Source organism: Burkholderia mayonis (genome assembly GCF_001523745.2).
GTDB classification, from domain to species: domain Bacteria; phylum Pseudomonadota; class Gammaproteobacteria; order Burkholderiales; family Burkholderiaceae; genus Burkholderia; species Burkholderia mayonis.
Map to the genome: position 1 here is coordinate 2,094,398 of NZ_CP013387.1, position 17,015 is coordinate 2,111,412.

A 17,015-nucleotide genomic window follows, 5' to 3' on the forward strand; every position below is an offset into this window, starting at 1 on the left:
ACGAAGCGCGCGCGCCGGCCATCGGTCGCGGCGCGCGCTCGCGCGAGAGAGCCGTCAGCCGATCAGCCGGTTGTCGAGCCACGGCTGCTTCGCGAGCCGCTCCGCTTCGTACTGACGGATCTTGTCCGCGTGGCGCAGCGTGAGGCCGATATCGTCGAAGCCGTTCACGAGACAGTACTTGCGGAACGCGGTGATCTCGAACGGATACTCGCGGCCGTCCGGCGCGCGCACGACCTGCGCGTCGAGATCGATCGTGAGCTGATAGCCGTTGAACGCGTACGTCTCGTTGAACAGGTGGTCGACCTGCTGCTCGGTCAGCACGATCGGCAGCAAGCCGTTCTTGTAGCAGTTGTTGAAGAAGATGTCGGCGAAGCTCGGCGCGACGATCGCGCGGAAGCCGTACTGCTGCAGCGCCCACGGCGCATGCTCGCGCGAGCTGCCGCAGCCGAAGTTCTTGCGCGCGAGCAGGATCGACGCGCCTTGGTAGCGCGGCTGGTTCAGCACGAAGTCCGGGTTCAGCGGACGTTTCGAGTTGTCCTGGCCGGGCTCGCCGTGATCGAGATAGCGCCACTCGTCGAACGCGTTCGGGCCGAAGCCCGTGCGCTTGATCGACTTCAGGAACTGCTTCGGGATGATCGCGTCGGTGTCGACGTTCTCGCGATCGAGCGGCGCCACGACGCCGGTATGCACATTGAATTTTTCCATGATCCGTCAACCAGATTGGAGGCCGGCCGCGCGGGCCGGCGAAATCGAATCGTCGCGCTCGCGCGCCGTCACTCCGCAGCCTTCTTGATCGCGTGGCCGGCGGCGTTGATGTCCTCGCCCATGCCCGCGACCGTGTTGCAGCCCGCAACGCCGAACGCGAAGCCCGCCAATGCGATCACGGCGGCGAGCCGCCCGAAAAATGCCGTTGCTTTCACGCACTCACCCCAGCTTGCGAATGTCGACGAAGTGGCCTTCGATCGCCGCCGCCGCGGCCATCGCCGGGCTGACGAGATGCGTGCGGCCGCCCTGGCCCTGACGCCCTTCGAAGTTGCGGTTCGACGTCGACGCGCAGCGCTCGCCCGGCTCGAGCCGGTCGGCGTTCATCGCGAGGCACATCGAGCAGCCCGGCTCGCGCCATTCGAAGCCGGCTTCCGTGAACACCTTGTCGAGCCCTTCGCGCTCGGCCTGCGCCTTCACGAGGCCCGAGCCCGGCACGACCATCGCGAGGCGCACGTTCGGCGCGACGCGGCGATTGAGCTTCTTGACGACGTACGCGGCCGCGCGGATGTCTTCGATCCGCGCGTTCGTGCACGAGCCGATGAAGATCTTGTCGACGTTGATCGCCTCGATCGGCGTATTCGGCGTGAGCGCCATGTACGCGAGCGCGCGCTCCATCGCGTCGCGCTTGACCGGGTCCTTCTCGCGCTCGGGATCGGGCACGCGGCCGTCGATCGACGTGACCATTTCCGGCGACGTGCCCCACGTGACCTGCGGCACGATCTCCGCCGCGTTCAGCTCGACGACGGCGTCGAACCGCGCGCCTTCGTCGGACCTGAATGTCTTCCAATATTCGGCCGCCTGATTCCATTCCGCGCCCGTCGGCACGAAGGGACGGCCCTTCAGGTATTCGACCGTCGTGTCGTCGACGGCGACCATGCCGGCGCGCGCGCCCGCTTCGATCGCCATGTTGCAGACCGTCATCCGGCCTTCCATCGACAGCGCGCGAATCGTCGAGCCGCCGAATTCGATCGCGTAGCCGGTGCCGCCCGCGGTGCCGATCTTGCCGATGATCGCGAGCACGATGTCCTTCGCGGTGCAACCGCGCGGCAGCGGGCCCTCGACCTTCACGAGCATGTTCTTGCTCTTCTTCTGCAAAAGCGTCTGCGTCGCGAGCACGTGCTCGACTTCCGACGTGCCGATGCCGTGCGCGAGCGCGCCGAACGCGCCGTGCGTCGACGTGTGCGAATCGCCGCAGACGATCGTCATGCCGGGCAGCGTCGCGCCCTGCTCGGGCCCGATGATGTGGACGATGCCCTGACGGACGTCGTTCATCTTGAATTGCGTGATGCCGTATGCATCGCAGTTCGCGTCGAGCGTGTCGACCTGCAGCTTCGACACCGGATCGGCGATGCCGTGGCTGCGGTCCGTCGTCGGCACGTTGTGATCGGAAACCGCGAGATTCGCGCTGATTCGCCACACCGGACGCTGCGCGAGCTTCAGCCCCTCGAACGCCTGCGGGCTCGTGACTTCGTGCAGCAGTTGGCGATCGATGTAGAGCAATGTGGTGCCGTCCTCCTCGGTGTGGACGACGTGCGAATTCCACAATTTGTCGTAGAGAGTCTGTGCCATGGGTATGCGGGGTCGTTTGACTGCGAACATGCGTTCGGGTGCAGTCGATTATGCCACGCGAAGCCCGCACCTTTGTACCAGGAAAACGAAAAAACCCATAAAAAACAGTGGGTTGAGTGGTACAGCCGATACGGGTATCAGGATTACCCGGCAAATCGGAAGGAAGGCATCGCGCCGCCGGAATCGCGAACGCTTCGCTCACACCCATTCCTGCGGCGCGTCGTCGCCGTCGGCAAGCGTGAGCCCGTCCGCAGGCAGCGGCAATGCGGTCCGATAGCGGACCTGCTTGAGCGCGAAGCTCGACCGGATGTTCGACACGCCGGGAATCGTCGTCAGCTGATCGAGGATGAAGCGCTCGAGGCTCTTCATGCTCGGCACGACGACGCGCAGCAGGTAGTCCGCGTCGCCCGACATCAGATAGCACTCCATCACCTCGGGCCGCTTGTCGATCGCCTCCTCGAAGCGGCGCAGCGCGTCCTCGACCTGCTTCTCGAGGCTCACCTGGATGAACACGTTGATCCGCAGCCCAAGCGGCTCCGGATTCAGCAGCGTCACCTGCTGCTTGATGAGACCGAGCTTCTCGAGCGCGCGGACGCGGTTGAAGCACGGCGTCGGCGACAGGTTCACCGCGCGCGCGAGCTCCGCGTTCGTGATCCGCGCGTTCTGCTGCAGTTGATTGAGGATGCCGATGTCGATCCGGTCCAGCCGGCGGGAAGGAGCGCTCATAGTACAAATATTCTGAAAACAGAGATTTTTCAGGAATTTGTACGTTACACGAAACCAAAATTCCAACCAAAAGAGATGCACATTCTGCGGCTGCGTGGATAACCTTGACGGCTGTTGCTGCCGATGTCGCTTCCTCGAACCCGCCCCATCTGGAGCCGCGCATGAACGACTTGTCGAACGGTATCCGCCCGGTCCTCTCGGCCGCGCGCCGCCACGACGACACCGATCCGCAGGAAACCGCCGAATGGCTGGACGCGCTCGACGGCATCGTCGAGCACGCGGGCGTCGACCGCGCGCGGTACCTGCTCGCGCAGCTCGCCGAGCACGCGGCGCGCCGCCGGATCGCGCCGCCGCACGCGAACACGACGCCGTACGTCAACACGATCCCGCTCGACGCGCAGCCGCCGTATCCGGGCGACCTTCAGCTCGAAGCGCGCCTGGCGGCCGTGCTGCGCTGGAACGCGCTCGCGATGGTGGTTCGCGCAAACCGCGCGTATGGCGAGCTCGGCGGCCACATCGCGAGCTACGCGTCGGCGGCCGATCTGTTCGAGGTCGGCTTCAACCACTTCTTCCGCGCGGCGGGCGACGCGTCGGGCGGCGATCTCGTCTACTTCCAGCCGCACTCGTCGCCGGGCGTCTATGCGCGCGCGTTTCTCGAAGGATTCCTGAGCGAAGCGCAGCTCGAGCACTATCGGCGCGAGATCGCCGGACCGGGCCTCTGCTCGTATCCGCATCCGTGGCTGATGCCCGATTTCTGGCAGTTCCCGACGGGCTCGATGGGCATCGGTCCGATCAATGCGATCTACCAGGCGCGCTTCATGCGCTACCTGCAGAACCGCGGACTGCTGCACACCGACGGCCGCAAGGTGTGGGGCTTCTTCGGCGACGGCGAGATGGACGAGCCCGAATCGATCGGCGCGCTGTCGCTCGCGGCGCGCGAAGGGCTCGACAATCTCGTGTTCGTGATCAACTGCAATCTGCAACGGCTCGACGGCCCGGTGCGCGGCAACGGCCGCATCGTCGACGAGCTCGAATCGCAGTTCGCAGGCGCCGGCTGGAACGTGATCAAGGTGCTGTGGGGCTCGGACTGGGATGCGCTCTTCGCGCGCGACGCGACGGGCGCGCTTGCGCGCGCGTTCGCGCAGACGGTCGATGGCCAGTTCCAGACCTTCTCGGCGAACGACGGCGCGTACAACCGCGAACGCTTCTTCGGCCAGGACGACGCGCTCGCGTCGCTCGTCGCGCATCTGCGCGACGAAGACATCGACCGGCTGCGCCGCGGCGGCCACGACGCGTGCAAGCTGTACGCCGCGTACGAAAGCGCGGTCCGTCACGAAGGCCGGCCGACCGTGATCCTCGCGAAGACGATGAAGGGCTTCGGAATGGGCGCGATCGGCCAGGGCCGGATGACGACCCATCAGCAGAAGAAGCTCGACGTCGAGCACCTGCTCGCGTTCCGCGACCGTTTCCGGCTGCCGCTCACGGACGAAGACGTCGAGCAGCTCCGTTTCTACAAGCCCGCGGAAGACAGCCCGGAGATGCGATACCTGCATGCGCGCCGGGCTGCCCTGGGAGGCTGTCTGCCCAGAAGGCGGAAAGCGGCGACGACGGCATCGACCGTGCCGTCGTTGCCTTCCTGGGGGCAATTCGCGCTCGACGCCGGCGGCCGCGAGATGTCGACGACGATGGCGATCGTGCGGATGCTCGGCGGCCTGCTGAAGGACGCGGCGCTCGGGCCGCGCGTCGTGCCCGTCGTCGCCGACGAGGCGCGCACGTTCGGGATGGCGAACCTGTTCCGGCAGGTCGGCATCTACTCGCCGCTCGGCCAGCGCTACGAGCCGGAAGACCTCGGCTCGATGCTCTACTACCGCGAGGACACGCGCGGACAGATCCTCGAGGAAGGCATCTCCGAGGCGGGCGCGATGTCGTCGTGGATCGCCGCGGCGACGTCGTACAGCGTGCACGACCTGCCGATGCTGCCGTTCTACATCTACTACTCGATGTTCGGCTTCCAGCGGATCGGCGACCTGATCTGGGCCGCCGCCGATCAACGCGCGCGCGGCTTCCTGATCGGCGCGACCGCCGGCAAGACGACGCTCGGCGGCGAAGGGCTCCAGCATCAGGACGGCACGAGCCATCTCGCCGCGTCGACGGTGCCGAACTGCCGCGCGTGGGATCCGGCGTTCGCGTACGAAGTCGCGGTGATCGTCGACGAAGGGATGCGCGAGATGCTCGAACGGCAGCGCGACACGTTCTATTACCTGACCGTCACGAACGAAAACTACGCGCAGCCGTCGCTGCCCGCGGACCGGGCCGACGCGGTGCGCGACGGCATTCTCAGGGGCATGTATCCGCTCGACGCGACGGCGCAGCCCGCCGCGTGCGTCCAGTTGCTCGGCTCGGGCGCGATTCTCGGCGAAGTGCAGGCGGCCGCGCGCATGCTGCGCGACGGCTGGCAGATCGATGCGGCCGTGTGGAGCGTGACGAGCTTCACCGAACTGCAGCGCGACGGCATCGCGGCCGAGCGCGCGCAGCGTCTGTTCGACGGCGACGAAGCGAACGAAAACGCGACGCCTTACGTCACGTCCGCGCTCGCCGCGACGCGCGGGCCGGTGATCGCCGCGACCGACTACGCGCGCGCGCTGCCCGAGCTGATCCGCGCATACGTGCCGCGCCGCTACGTGACGCTCGGCACCGACGGCTTCGGCCGCAGCGACACGCGCCAGGCGCTGCGCGCGTTCTTCGAGGTCGATCGCGCGTCAATCGTGATTGCGGCGCTGCGCGCGCTCGCCGACGACGGAGCCGTGACGCGCGACGTCGTGCGCGATGCGATCGAGCGCTACGGCAAGCGCGACACGTCGCGCACGCCGCCGTGGGAGCGGTGACGGCGCGAGCATGATGCGACCGACGCCCGTTTCAGCAGGTCGAGCGCGCGTCTCCGACGCAATGGCTTCGCTCGGCGCGCGGCACGCAGGCATTTGCGGGCGCCGGGGCGATCGTATTTCGCCCCGGCGCCAACGCCTGCCGACCGCTCACAACCCGAACCCCATCTGCTCGCGCCCGAGCGCGGTCAGATCGTCCGCCTGCGCACGCCCGGCGAAATCCGTCTCGAAGTGATCGGCCGGAAAATCCGGCGGGCTCTCGCCGCGCAGGAAGCTCGGCAACTGCCGCGTCAGGTAAGCGTCGTTCTTCGCGCACCCCGGCGCCGACGCGATGTACATCACGTTGCTGTAGCCCGTCCCGCGATGCGCGTCCTCGACCGCGTGCACGACGTCGCCGTGCCAGAACACCGCGTCGCCCGGCTGCATCGGCGGAATCGGTGCGAGCGCGGCGAGGAGCGGCGCATGCCATTCGGGCAGCACCGATAGCGCACGGCCCGGCCGCGCGCCGCACAGGTCGTCGCCGGGCACGTCGTCCTGCAGCGCGCGCAGGACGACGTAGGCCATCGCGTTCGCGATCGGAATCAGTTGCAGCGTCCCGTCGCCGGGCCCCTGCGGCGTCAGCGCCGTCCAGCCCTGGAACGTGCGGAACATCGAGCAGACGGCGGGCGACGGAATCTCCTCGACGTCCGGCCGGAACGCCGCGTCGAACGGATCGTAGGCGCGCCAGTCACCCGCGAGCACGTGCCGATAGACGCGCCGGAAGTTCGGCCCGAGCCAGCGCTCGACCGAGCCGCCGTCGACGTGCGGCGACAAGCCGAGCGACGACGAGCCCGGCGGCCGCCGGCGGATGCGGTCCGCATAGGCCGGCACGCGCGCCGGATCGAAATGCACGCGCCCTTCGCTCTGCGCGCGCCACAGCCGGTTCAGGAAAACACGCGCCAGGGTCAGTTCGGGCGACTGGCGCGCGGCGATCTGCGGCTTCGACCAATAAACGCCGTAGATCTGCGGCTTGCTCGACGCGAGCGTGCCGAAATAGCGGTCTTCCGCGCGATGGGCGAGTTTGTCGTCGAGCCGGTTCGACTCGACGTACGCGGTGATCTCGTCGTTCCAATCGCTCGCCCGCCGCGCGTCGAACACGCCGCGGATCACGCAAGCGCCACGCGCCCTGAGCGCGGCGAGCGACGCCGAATCGACGCGATCCGCGGCGACGTCGGCGAAGCGCAGCACGGGGATCGTGTCGCGGCCTTGCGCGCGATCGGTCAGGATCGAGTCGGCTTGCCGCGCGATCTCGCCCTCGAGCTCGCGAAACACCTGCGCGCGGTTCGGCAGTGCGGCGCGCAGCGCCGCTTTCGTCGTGCGGATCGCCGCCGGCAGGTCGTCGATATGAAACGGCATCGGGTGTCTCCTTGATCTGATTCTGGATGGGTGCGGCGTACGTCAACGCACCCATTCAGCGTAGATCGCCTGATCCGTGAGAAGTGATGCAATTGCGCCAACCATCGATAGGATTACGCCAGCCGTCCGGACAAGCGCGCCGAAGGCCGAAAGAACCGCCACGCGGCCTGGCGCGGGAGCAGTGCACGACGCGCGACGGCACGGCTTTCGGCGTTGCAACGCATCCGATCGGGGAGAGCGACGACGACGCGGCAACTGCCGCGTCCGCGTCCGTCGCGGGACCGCGCGATCAGCGCGCTATCACCGGCGGCGCGAGCATGTAGTGCTCGCTCGAGAACATCGCGGCGCGATGCTCGTCGCACAGCGACTGGGCCGTCTCGCGAGCGCGGCGTGTTCGACATCGCCGCGGCGTCATAGGTGGCCATCGCAACGAGCGCGTGCGCCCAGCCGGGCGATGCGTCGCGCTGCGCGCCGACAAAGACGGGCTGCGCCCATTGCCGGCAGTCGGCCGCCGTCGATCGTACGGGCATCGGAAGCGCGGCCCGCTGCACGTTGTCCTCGGCGACGCCGGCAATTGCGCCTTCGATCGCCAGCAACCAGGCGAGCGCCACGACAAACCGCATTGCGCACATACGCTCCACCTCGCAAAAGATAGGGAATGCACGCATTCCAGACGGCTGCGCGCGGTGCCATATGCCGATTCGGCCGCATCGCGCCCATTCTCTCCCGCCGCGCGATCGCCGGCCGCACGACTGCCGTCGAAGGGCTTTGGCTACGCGCCGACGCTTATTCCCGCCTCGAAGCGGAGACGCGCACGTCTACTCCGGCTCGTGGCAGCATACGCACAGCTTGTTGCCGTCGAGATCGCGAAAGTACGCGCCGTAGTAGTTCGGGTGGTAGCGGGGTCGCAAGCCGGGCGCCCCTTCGCTCGTGCCGCCCGCTCGCAGCGCGAGCGCGTACACGCGGTCGACCATCGCGCGATTCGCCGCGAGAAACGCGGTCATCTGACCGTTGCCGGGCGCGTGCTGCGCGCCGTCGAACGGCCGGCCGATCAGGAACACCGGACGCGGCGCGTCGGCCGGCATCCAGCCGGTCCAACCGTCGGGATCGCGAAACTTGAGCGCGAACTGCAACGCTTCCATCAACGGCGCGTAGAACGCATAAGCGCGTTCTACGTCGGTTACGCCCATGCAGACATGTGAGAACATTCGCGTGCCTCCCGGATCGTCGAAACCCGACGATGATGCCACGCCCACCCGCCACGCGGACGAATGGACGCCGACATGAAGCCGCGCTACGAACGCATCGCGATTCCCGAAGGCTGCTCGGTCCGCGTCTATCGGCGCAGGCTCGCGCAGATTCCGTTCGAATGGCACCACCATCCGGAATACGAGCTGACGCTCACGCTGAACAGCCGCGGCAAGCGCTTCGTCGGCGATCACGTCGCCGATTACGCCGGCGACGATCTCGTGCTCGTGCCGCCGAACCTGCCGCATACGTGGGCGTCGGACGCGCGTATCGATCCGGACGCGCCGCTCGTCGCACTCGTCGTCTGGTTCGACGGCGACTGGGCACAGCGCATCGCCGACTGCTGCCCTGAATTCGCAGGCTTGCGCACGCTGCTGCGCCGAGCCGCGCCAGGGCTCGCGTTCGGGCCGGACGCCGCGGCCGAGATGCGCTCGCGGCTGCCCGCGCTCGTCGACCGCGCGCCGCGCGTGCGGCTCACGACCGCGCTCGACGTCCTCGCTTTCCTCGCCGACGCGCACGCGACGCCGCTCGCGACGGCCGCCGCCTACCACACCGCCGACGGCGCCGCGCTCGCGCCCGAAGCCGAGCGCCTCGACCGCGTGCTCGACCTGCTCGACCGCCGCTTTCACGAACCGCTGCGCATCGCCGAACTCGCGGCAGTCGCGCACCTGTCCGAGCGCTCGCTGCAACGGCGGTTCGCGCAGCACGTCGGCGAAACCATCGGCCGCTATCTGCAGCGGCTGCGGCTCGCGCACGCGGCACGGCTGCTCGCGTCGACCGACTGGCCGGTGTCGCTCGTCGCGACGCGCTCCGGCTATGCGAATCTCGCGAACTTCAATCGCCAGTTCCTCACCGCGCGACAGATGACGCCGCGCGCATACCGGCAATTTCTCGCGGAGCACGACCGCCCGCCCGACGACGCGCCGGCACGGACGAAAGGCATCGACGTGCGCCCGCCGTCGCTCGAGCGCGGTACGACCACGAAAACGCGCCGCTGAAAAACAAACACCCCGACGGGCGAACCGTCGGGGTGTTTCATTCAGCGTTGCACGCACCACGCGCGGCGGACTGGCCGCACGCGCTGCGCGCCGCCGATCAGCGCTGATCGATCGGCTTCGCCGTACGCGGGGTCTCGCCGATGAAGAGCTGCCGCGGGCGACCGATCTTCTGCTCGGGATCGGCGATCATCTCGTTCCACTGCGCGATCCAGCCGACCGTGCGCGCCATCGCGAAGATACAGGTGAACATCGACGTCGGGATGCCCAGCGCGCGCTGAACGATGCCCGAGTAGAAATCGACGTTCGGGTACAGCTTGCGCGACACGAAGTATTCGTCTTCGAGCGCGATCTTCTCGAGCTGCATCGCGAGCTTGAAGAGCGGATCGTCGTGCAGGCCCAGTTCGTTCAGCACTTCGTAGCAGGTCTCGCGCATCAGCTTCGCGCGCGGATCGTAGTTCTTGTACACGCGGTGGCCGAAGCCCATCAGCTTCACGCCCGAGTTCTTGTCCTTCACCTGCTTGATGAACTCGGGGATGTTGTCCGGCGTGCCGATCTGCTCGAGCATGTTCAGCGCGGCTTCGTTTGCGCCGCCGTGCGCCGGGCCCCACAGACACGCGATGCCGGCCGCGATACACGCGAACGGGTTCGCACCCGACGAGCCCGCGAGACGGACCGTCGACGTCGACGCGTTCTGCTCGTGGTCGGCGTGCAGGATCAGGATGCGGTCGAGCGCGCGGACGAGCACGTCGTTGACCTTGTACTCTTCGCACGGGTTCGCGAACATCATGCGCATGAAGTTCGCGCTGTACGACAGGTCGTTGCGCGGATAGACGAACGGCTGGCCGATGCTGTACTTGAACGCCATCGCGACGAGCGTCGGCAGTTTCGCGATCATGCGGATCGCCGACACTTCACGGTGACGCGGGTCGTTGATATCGAGCGAATCGTGGTAGAACGCGGACAGCGCGCCGACCGCGGCGACGAGAATCGCCATCGGGTGCGCGTCGCGGCGGAAGCCGCGGAAGAAGAACTGCATCTGCTCGTGCACCATCGTGTGCTTCGTGACGGTGGCGACGAATTCCTTCTTCTGCGCGGCGTTCGGCAGCTCGCCCTTCAGCAGCAGATAGCAGGTTTCGAGGAAGTCCGCGTTTTCAGCGAGATTGTCAATCGGAAAGCCGCGGTACAGCAGTTCGCCCTTGTCGCCGTCGATGTACGTGATCGCCGAGTTGCAAGACGCCGTCGACATGAAGCCCGGGTCATACGTGAACTTGCCGGTCTGGCCGTACAGCTTGCGGATATCGATTACGTCCGGGCCCATCGTACCCTTGTAAATCGGCAGTTCGACGCTCGGCGAATTGTCGCTGAACGATAGCGTGGCTTTAACATCAGACGGGGTCATGACACATCCTCAATCGAAAAAAGAAACGGATTCGATAACGGGCACAACGCTCTCAAACGCTGCGCAGCATCTCCAGCAGCCTGGACATGTCCGGGCCGGCAAAGTCGCCTTCTGGTTCCTTGCGTGCGAGCAGCAAGTCCATCAGGTCGTTGTCGCTTAGATCCAGCAGGCGCGACAGTGCGCTCACGTCCGCGTCGCTGAGGTCGTGCTCGTGTCTGTCGAAGAAACGCTCGAAAATGAGATCGTTCTCCAGCAGACCGCGCCGCGCGCGCCAGCGAAGCCGCGCGCGGCGATGCGGGTCGGATTGATGCGACGATTCGCTCATGTCAGACCGCGCGGCGAACCATCAATTCCTTGATCTTGCCGATCGCCTTCGTCGGGTTCAGGCCCTTCGGGCACACGTCGACGCAGTTCATGATCGTATGGCAACGGAACAGACGGTACGGATCGTCGAGGTTGTCGAGGCGCTCGCCCGTCGCACGATCGCGGCTGTCCGCGATGAAGCGATACGCCTGCAGCAGGCCCGCCGGACCGACGAACTTGTCCGGATTCCACCAGAAGCTCGGGCACGACGTCGAGCAGCTCGCGCACAGAATGCACTCGTACAGGCCGTCGAGCTCGTCGCGCTCTTCCGGCGACTGCAGGCGCTCCTTCTCGGGCGGCGGCTCGTCGTTGATCAGGTACGGACGGATCGAGTGGTACTGGTTGAAGAACTGCGTGAAATCGCAGATCAGGTCGCGCACGACGGGCAGACCCGGCAGCGGCCGCAGCACGATCTTCTGCGGCAGGTCGTTCAGGTTCGTCAGGCACGCGAGGCCGTTCTTGCCGTTGATGTTCATCGCGTCCGAACCGCATACGCCTTCGCGGCACGAGCGGCGGAACGACAGCGTCTCGTCGACCGACTTCAGCTTGACGAGCGCGTCGAGCAGCATCCGCTCGTGCTGGAGCTCCAGCTCGTACGTCTGCATGCGCGGCGCGGCGTCCTTGTCCGGATCGTAGCGGTAGATTTCGAAAATGCGTTTGGCCATTTCAGATTCCTTTGCGCTGGCTTAGAACGTACGCGCCTTCGGCGGCACGGACTCGACCGTCAGCGGCTTCATATGGACGGGCTTGTAGTCGAGGCGATCGCCTTCGCTGAACCACAGCGTGTGGCGCAGCCAGTTGTCGTCGTCGCGGTGCTCGTAGTCGCTGTGCGCGTGCGCGCCGCGGCTTTCCTTGCGCGCTTCCGCCGACACCATCGTCGCGCGCGCGACCTCGATCAGGTTCGCCAGCTCGAGCGCTTCGACGCGCGCGGTGTTGAACACCTTCGACTTGTCCTTCAGGTGCACGTGCGTGACGCGCTCCTTCAGGCCCGCCATCTGCTGAACGCCCTCTTCCAGCAGCTTCGACGTGCGGAACACGCCCGCATGCTTTTGCATCGTCGCGCGGATGTCGTTCGCGATGTCCTGCGTGTACTCGCCCGACGTCGACTTCTCGAGCTTCGCGAGGCGCTCGAGCGAGAATTCGGCGGCGTCCGCCGGCAGCGGCTTGTGCTCGCGCTGGTTCTTCACGTGCTCGACGATGTGGTTGCCGGCAGCGCGGCCGAACACCACCAGATCGAGCAGCGAGTTCGTGCCGAGGCGGTTCGCGCCGTGCACGGACACGCACGAGCATTCGCCCACGGCGTAGAAGCCGTTGATCGGCTCTTCGTGGCCGCGCGGCGTGCCGACGACCTGGCCGTGGATGTTGGTCGGGATGCCGCCCATCTGGTAATGGATCGTCGGCACGACCGGGATCGGTTCCTTGATGCAATCGACGTTCGCGAACTTCAGCGCGATCTCGCGAATCGACGGCAGACGCTTCATGATCGTCTCGGCGCCGATGTGCGACAGGTCGAGCAGCACGTGGTCCTTGTTCGGGCCGACGCCGCGGCCTTCCTTGATTTCCTGATCCATCGAGCGCGACACGAAATCGCGCGGCGCCAGATCCTTCAGCGTCGGCGCGTAGCGCTCCATGAAGCGCTCGCCGTTCGAGTTGCGCAGAATGCCGCCCTCGCCGCGCACGCCTTCGGTGATCAGCACGCCCGCACCCGCGACGCCCGTCGGGTGGAACTGCCAGAACTCCATGTCCTGCAGCGCGACGCCCGAGCGGGCCGCCATGCCGAGGCCGTCGCCCGTGTTGATGAACGCGTTCGTCGACGCCGCGAAGATCCGGCCCGCGCCGCCCGTCGCAAACAGCGTGGTCTTGCCTTCGAGGATGTAGACGTCGCCCGTTTCCATTTCGAGGGCGGTCACGCCGAGCACGTCGCCGTCCGCGTCGCGGATCAGGTCGAGCGCCATCCATTCGACGAAGAATTGCGTCTTCGCCGCGACGTTCTGCTGGTACAGCGTGTGCAGCAGCGCATGACCGGTGCGGTCTGCCGCCGCGCACGCTCGCTGGACCGGCTTCTCGCCGTAGTTCGCGGTGTGGCCGCCGAACGGGCGCTGGTAGATCGTGCCGTCCGCATTGCGGTCGAACGGCATGCCGAAGTGCTCGAGCTCGTACACGGCGTTCGGCGCTTCACGGCACATGAACTCGATCGCGTCCTGGTCGCCGAGCCAGTCGGAGCCCTTGATCGTGTCGTAGAAGTGATAGTGCCAGTTGTCTTCGCTCATGTTGCCAAGCGACGCGCCGATCCCGCCTTGCGCGGCGACCGTGTGCGAACGGGTCGGGAACACTTTCGACAGCACGCAGACGGAGAGACCCGCGCGCGACAGTTGCAGGGACGCGCGCATCCCCGAGCCGCCCGCGCCGACGATCACCACGTCGAACTTGCGACGCGGCAGGGAAGTTTTGATTGCAGCCATTCTTTTAAACTCTCCAGAGAATCTGCGCAGCGTAGCCCGCGCACGCGAGCAGCCAGACGATCGTCAGCGATTGCAGCAGCAGGCGCACACCGACGGGCTTCACGTAGTCCATCCAGATGTCGCGCACGCCGACCCATGCGTGATAGAAGAGCGAAAGCAGCGTGACGAAGGTCGCGAGCTTCATCCATTGCGTCGCGAAGATCGACGCCCAGCCCTCGTACGAGAAATCGCGCGCCGTGAAGAACCAGACGAGCAGGATGACGGTGTAGATCGCCATCACGGTGGCGGTGACGCGCTGCGCGAGCCAGTCGCGCAGACCATAGTGAGCGCCGACGACGAGGCGCTTCGAGCCGATACGGTTATTCGCTGCCATTTTCTTAGAATGCTCCGAACAGTTTGAGCGCGACGGCGATCGTGAGGACGGTCGACACGACGAACACGACGACCGACGTCTTCCGGCCGCGTTCCTTCGACACCGCATCGTGATTCATGTCCATCATCAGATGGCGGACCCCGGCGCAGAAGTGGAACAGGAACGCCCACGACAGCGCGAGGACGATCAGCTTGACGACGATGTTGGAGAGGAATGCCTTGAAGACTTCGAAGCTGAGTTCGGACGTGAGGCTTTGGTCGAAGAGGTAAAGCAGGAAAGGAAGGAACAGGAACAGCAGCGCACCGCTCACCCGGTGCAGAATCGAAACCCGAGCCGCGAGCGGCATACGGTATTTGAGCGTGATGTCGCCGAACCCGATGTTCCGGTACTCCGGCCTCGGTTTTCTTACTGTTTCAGTCATGCTAGACCCCTACTATGTTGTCACACTAATCCGTGATTTTAGCGCCTTTTTATTTCGCGCTGCAGCGAAAGCTCTGCTCTGGAGCGTTGCATTCCACGGAATAAACGCGGCGCGAAACGTGCTATGCGCGTGGGGTGCGCAATTACCTGTCGTTTCGCCTTACCTTGATTCAGGCTGCGCCTTACCTTGCATCCGAAATTCAGCTCAAATCGTTCTGATAGTAGTACCCGGTTGTGACATACCATCCGCGCCGCACTTCGACGGGACGATCGCCATACGTGTACGACACGCGCTCGACCGACAGCAGCGGAAAGCCCGACGGAACGCCGAGCAGGTCCGCGACGGAAGGCTCGGCCGCGATCGCGCGAATCTTCTCGCTCGCGCGGATCATCCGCGTGCCGAACTCGCTCTCGAACATCGCGTACAGCGGCCCCTTGTATTCGCTCAGGCGCTCGAACGTGAGCCCGCGGAACATCGCGCCCGGCAGCCAGATCTCGTCGAGCACCGTGACGGCGCTGTCGAACTCGAGCAGGCGCCGCACCTGGACGACGGGATCGGCGGGCTTCAGATCGAGCTGGCGCGCGATCTCGGCGGGCGCGCGCATCCGCCGGCACTCGAGCAGGCGGCTCACGTGCGGATGCTCGACGCCGTCGTCGGCGAGGAGCCGCAGGAAACGGAATTGCGCGCGCTCCTCGCTGTGGGTCGCGACGAACGTGCCCTTGCCCTGGCGGCGCACGAGCAGGTTGTCGGCCGCAAGCTCGTCGATCGCCTTGCGCACCGTGCCTTGGCTCACCTTATATCGGCCGGCGAGCTCCACTTCGCTCGGGATGATCTCGCCCGGTTTCCAGTCGCCCGCCTCGAGGCTCTGCGTGATCAGCGCCTTGATCTGCTGGTAAAGTGGGCTGAAAGTCGGCGAAGGCGCGGCCGCAGCCTCGCCGCCGGGCTGCGTGGAGCCGGCTGCGCCGTTCGGGTTGGGTGCGCTCGCCTGATTGGAAGTCATGGCGCGCATTTCAACATAAACCCCGCTTTTCCGTCCAGATTTTTCCCTCGAAAACATCTGTCTTATATAAGACATAAGATACTGTTTGACTTTACCCGCCCCCACTCCTACACTCCGGGTCGAGCAAGGGTTCGCGGGGTTTGCAGCGCGCGTCCCGGGCTACGTGCCTAGCCTATCTTCAGGCGCCGCCGCGCATGCGCCGCGAGTCCTCCGCCCTGCTTTAAAGCAACGCTTCGTGTAACGCGCATAGAATGGCGTTTTCCCTAGCGTCCCACGCTCAATGTCCTGGAGATTTCTCAATGGCTAAGCCCGCAAAGCGCGTTGCCGTCACCGGCGCCGCAGGTCAAATCGCTTACTCGCTGCTGTTCCGCATCGCGAACGGCGACCTGCTCGGCAAGGACCAGCCGGTCATCCTGCAACTGCTCGACCTCCCGCAAGCACAAGCCGCCGTCAAAGGCGTCGTGATGGAACTGGACGACTGCGCGTTCCCGCTGCTTGCAGGCGTCGTGATCGCCGACGACCCGAAGGTCGCGTTCAAGGATGCCGACGTCGCGCTGCTGGTCGGCGCCCGCCCGCGCTCGAAGGGCATGGAGCGCAAGGATCTGCTGTCGGCCAACGCGGAAATCTTCACGGTTCAGGGCGCCGCGCTGAACGAAGTCGCGAGCCGCGACGTGAAGGTGCTGGTCGTCGGCAACCCGGCCAACACGAACGCGTACATCGCGATGAAGTCCGCGCCGGATCTGCCGAAGAAGAACTTCACGGCGATGCTGCGCCTCGACCACAACCGCGCGCTGTCGCAGCTCGCGGCCAAGTCGGGCAAGCCGGTCGCGTCGATCGAGAAGCTCGCCGTGTGGGGCAACCACTCGCCGACGATGTACCCCGACTTCCGCTTCGCGACCGCCGAAGGCGAATCGCTGCTGAAGCTGATCAACGACGATGTCTGGAACCGCGACACGTTCATCCCGACCGTCGGCAAGCGCGGCGCGGCGATCATCGAAGCGCGCGGCCTGTCGTCGGCGGCGTCGGCGGCGAACGCGGCGATCGACCACGTCCGTGACTGGGTGCTCGGCACGAACGGCAAGTGGGCCACGATGGGCATCCCGTCGGACGGCTCGTACGGCATCCCCGAAGACATCATCTACGGCGTGCCGGTGATCTGCGAAAACGGCGAATACAAGCGCGTCGAAGGCCTCGAAATCGACGCGTTCTCGCGCGAGAAGATGGACGGCACGCTGGCCGAGCTGCTCGAAGAGCGCGACGGCGTCGCCCACCTGCTGAAGTAATGCCCTTCGACCGGTCTGCCGCGCTGCGGCGGACCGGTCGGCCGGCGGGGCCGGGCGCGACGCCCGGCCCCGCCGGCAATCCGATTCGCACGGGCTTTGCGCCTGGCGCCACGCATCGGCGCCGCCCCAGA

Annotated in this window: 17 protein-coding genes; 3 read left to right on the forward strand and 14 right to left on the reverse strand. The window is 66.1% G+C overall.

All coding sequences use genetic code 11. From position 1 onward, the window contains the following. Positions 1–54: 54 nt before the first annotated feature. From leuD to WS70_RS28155, 4 genes are all read right to left on the reverse strand, one after another. The gene (gene leuD, locus WS70_RS28135; RefSeq protein ID WP_059472825.1) at positions 55–705 is read right to left on the reverse strand and encodes a 3-isopropylmalate dehydratase small subunit; all 651 of its coding nucleotides are present in this window, start codon (positions 703–705) and stop codon (positions 55–57) included. Between the two features lie 68 nt (positions 706–773). Then, positions 774–920, reverse strand: a complete 147-nt coding sequence (locus tag WS70_RS28140; RefSeq protein WP_059472824.1) for an entericidin A/B family lipoprotein — start codon at positions 918–920, stop codon at positions 774–776. 4 nt (positions 921–924) lie between these two features. Next, on the reverse strand, positions 925–2,334 hold the full coding sequence (gene leuC, locus WS70_RS28145; protein WP_059472823.1) for a 3-isopropylmalate dehydratase large subunit: 1,410 nt from the start codon (positions 2,332–2,334) through the stop codon (positions 925–927). 198 nt (positions 2,335–2,532) lie between these two features. Further along, on the reverse strand, positions 2,533–3,060 hold the full coding sequence (locus tag WS70_RS28155; protein WP_059597659.1) for an Lrp/AsnC family transcriptional regulator: 528 nt from the start codon (positions 3,058–3,060) through the stop codon (positions 2,533–2,535). 161 nt (positions 3,061–3,221) lie between these two features. On the opposite strand from WS70_RS28155, the gene mdeB reads away from it, so the two are divergent. After that, on the forward strand, positions 3,222–5,945 hold the full coding sequence (gene mdeB / locus WS70_RS28160; protein ID WP_059597658.1) for an alpha-ketoglutarate dehydrogenase: 2,724 nt from the start codon (positions 3,222–3,224) through the stop codon (positions 5,943–5,945). Between the two features lie 147 nt (positions 5,946–6,092). Here mdeB and WS70_RS28165 read toward each other — a convergent pair whose 3' ends face one another. The 3 genes from WS70_RS28165 to WS70_RS28175 all read right to left on the reverse strand — a co-directional run bounded on the left by WS70_RS28165 (position 6,093) and on the right by WS70_RS28175 (position 8,545). Then, positions 6,093–7,337: a DUF1479 domain-containing protein gene (locus WS70_RS28165; RefSeq protein ID WP_059472820.1), complete on the reverse strand. Its 1,245-nt coding sequence runs from the start codon at positions 7,335–7,337 to the stop codon at positions 6,093–6,095. Positions 7,338–7,450: 113 nt separating this feature from the next. After that, positions 7,451–7,960 (reverse strand): hypothetical protein, encoded by a 510-nt coding sequence (locus WS70_RS33300; protein ID WP_226382881.1) that lies wholly within the window; start codon positions 7,958–7,960, stop codon positions 7,451–7,453. 195 nt (positions 7,961–8,155) lie between these two features. Further along, on the reverse strand, positions 8,156–8,545 hold the full coding sequence (locus WS70_RS28175; protein WP_059597657.1) for a VOC family protein: 390 nt from the start codon (positions 8,543–8,545) through the stop codon (positions 8,156–8,158). A 75-nt stretch (positions 8,546–8,620) separates the two neighbouring features. On the opposite strand from WS70_RS28175, the gene WS70_RS28180 reads away from it, so the two are divergent. Continuing rightward, a complete protein-coding gene (locus tag WS70_RS28180; RefSeq protein WP_059472934.1) occupies positions 8,621–9,583 on the forward strand; it encodes a helix-turn-helix domain-containing protein in 963 nt (320 codons plus the stop codon). 97 nt (positions 9,584–9,680) lie between these two features. On the opposite strand, the gene gltA is transcribed toward WS70_RS28180, so the two are convergent. From gltA to WS70_RS28220, 7 genes are all read right to left on the reverse strand, one after another. Then, complete coding sequence (gltA, locus tag WS70_RS28185) at positions 9,681–10,982, reverse strand: citrate synthase (protein WP_059472818.1); 1,302 nt, start codon at positions 10,980–10,982, stop codon at positions 9,681–9,683. Between the two features lie 52 nt (positions 10,983–11,034). Then, a complete protein-coding gene (locus WS70_RS28190) occupies positions 11,035–11,307 on the reverse strand; it encodes an FAD assembly factor SdhE (protein WP_059472817.1) in 273 nt (90 codons plus the stop codon). Position 11,308: 1 nt separating this feature from the next. Beyond that, positions 11,309–12,010 carry a succinate dehydrogenase iron-sulfur subunit gene (locus WS70_RS28195; protein WP_006028608.1) on the reverse strand — a complete coding sequence of 234 codons (702 nt, stop codon included), beginning with the start codon at positions 12,008–12,010 and terminating at the stop codon, positions 11,309–11,311. A 21-nt stretch (positions 12,011–12,031) separates the two neighbouring features. After that, positions 12,032–13,807, reverse strand: a complete 1,776-nt coding sequence (gene sdhA, locus WS70_RS28200) for a succinate dehydrogenase flavoprotein subunit (protein ID WP_059472816.1) — start codon at positions 13,805–13,807, stop codon at positions 12,032–12,034. A 4-nt stretch (positions 13,808–13,811) separates the two neighbouring features. Beyond that, complete coding sequence (gene sdhD, locus WS70_RS28205) at positions 13,812–14,180, reverse strand: succinate dehydrogenase, hydrophobic membrane anchor protein (RefSeq protein WP_059472815.1); 369 nt, start codon at positions 14,178–14,180, stop codon at positions 13,812–13,814. A gap of 4 nt (positions 14,181–14,184) precedes the next feature. Further along, positions 14,185–14,601, reverse strand: a complete 417-nt coding sequence (gene sdhC, locus WS70_RS28210; protein WP_059472814.1) for a succinate dehydrogenase, cytochrome b556 subunit — start codon at positions 14,599–14,601, stop codon at positions 14,185–14,187. A 199-nt stretch (positions 14,602–14,800) separates the two neighbouring features. Further along, entirely contained in the window at positions 14,801–15,601 is an 801-nt protein-coding gene (locus WS70_RS28220; RefSeq protein WP_082722317.1) for a GntR family transcriptional regulator, read from the reverse strand. A 299-nt stretch (positions 15,602–15,900) separates the two neighbouring features. Here WS70_RS28220 and WS70_RS28225 point away from each other — a divergent pair, with 299 nt between their 5' ends. Next, entirely contained in the window at positions 15,901–16,884 is a 984-nt protein-coding gene (locus tag WS70_RS28225) for a malate dehydrogenase (RefSeq protein ID WP_059597655.1), read from the forward strand. The last annotated feature ends 131 nt before the right edge of the window (positions 16,885–17,015 follow it).

Bases quoted from the DNA above. Each gene is read 5' to 3' on its own strand.
- leuD (WP_059472825.1), bottom strand. From the start codon at position 705: ATGGAAAAATTCAATGTGCATACCGGCGTCGTGGCGCCGCTCGATCGC.
- WS70_RS28220 (WP_082722317.1), bottom strand. From the start codon at position 15,601: ATGACTTCCAATCAGGCGAGCGCACCCAACCCGAACGGCGCAGCCGGC.
- WS70_RS33300 (WP_226382881.1), bottom strand. From the start codon at position 7,960: ATGCGGTTTGTCGTGGCGCTCGCCTGGTTGCTGGCGATCGAAGGCGCA.
- sdhD (WP_059472815.1), bottom strand. From the start codon at position 14,180: ATGGCAGCGAATAACCGTATCGGCTCGAAGCGCCTCGTCGTCGGCGCT.
- WS70_RS28195 (WP_006028608.1), bottom strand. From the start codon at position 12,010: ATGGCCAAACGCATTTTCGAAATCTACCGCTACGATCCGGACAAGGAC.
- WS70_RS28155 (WP_059597659.1), bottom strand. From the start codon at position 3,060: ATGAGCGCTCCTTCCCGCCGGCTGGACCGGATCGACATCGGCATCCTC.
- WS70_RS28165 (WP_059472820.1), bottom strand. From the start codon at position 7,337: ATGCCGTTTCATATCGACGACCTGCCGGCGGCGATCCGCACGACGAAA.
- WS70_RS28190 (WP_059472817.1), bottom strand. From the start codon at position 11,307: ATGAGCGAATCGTCGCATCAATCCGACCCGCATCGCCGCGCGCGGCTT.
- gltA (WP_059472818.1), bottom strand. From the start codon at position 10,982: ATGACCCCGTCTGATGTTAAAGCCACGCTATCGTTCAGCGACAATTCG.
- WS70_RS28175 (WP_059597657.1), bottom strand. From the start codon at position 8,545: ATGTTCTCACATGTCTGCATGGGCGTAACCGACGTAGAACGCGCTTAT.
- sdhC (WP_059472814.1), bottom strand. From the start codon at position 14,601: ATGACTGAAACAGTAAGAAAACCGAGGCCGGAGTACCGGAACATCGGG.
- WS70_RS28180 (WP_059472934.1), top strand. From the start codon at position 8,621: ATGAAGCCGCGCTACGAACGCATCGCGATTCCCGAAGGCTGCTCGGTC.
- leuC (WP_059472823.1), bottom strand. From the start codon at position 2,334: ATGGCACAGACTCTCTACGACAAATTGTGGAATTCGCACGTCGTCCAC.
- mdeB (WP_059597658.1), top strand. From the start codon at position 3,222: ATGAACGACTTGTCGAACGGTATCCGCCCGGTCCTCTCGGCCGCGCGC.
- WS70_RS28225 (WP_059597655.1), top strand. From the start codon at position 15,901: ATGGCTAAGCCCGCAAAGCGCGTTGCCGTCACCGGCGCCGCAGGTCAA.
- sdhA (WP_059472816.1), bottom strand. From the start codon at position 13,807: ATGGCTGCAATCAAAACTTCCCTGCCGCGTCGCAAGTTCGACGTGGTG.